Genomic DNA, 237 nt, shown 5'->3' with positions numbered 1-237 from the left:
AAGAGGCCCGCTGGTGGCGCAAAAAGCTGGGCGGCGGCCTGCGGCAGGCGGGCTACCTGGCCGCGCCGGGGATTCTCGCGTTGACGGAGATGACGGAGCGGCTCCAGGAGGACCACGCCCGGGCACGCATGCTGGCGGAAGGGCTGCGCAAGCTCGGCCTGCACGTGGAGCCGGTGGAGACCAACATCGTCCTGGTCCGCACGGAATCGGCCGGACTGACCGCCGAGCAATTTTTGG

At 69.6% G+C, this 237-nt stretch carries 1 protein-coding gene; it reads left to right on the top strand.

Going from position 1 to position 237, the window contains the following annotated elements; all coding sequences use genetic code 11:
• Nucleotides 1–237, top strand: a 237-nt coding sequence (locus LD028_RS09420) for a beta-eliminating lyase-related protein (RefSeq protein WP_237811664.1), incomplete at both ends; no start/stop codon positions are given.

The sequence above is a fragment of the Anoxybacillus sp. LAT27 genome (assembly GCF_022030075.1).
Taxonomy (GTDB): domain Bacteria; phylum Bacillota; class Bacilli; order Bacillales; family Anoxybacillaceae; genus Anoxybacillus; species Anoxybacillus kestanbolensis.
This window is presented reverse-complemented; position numbering and strand designations above follow the sequence as displayed.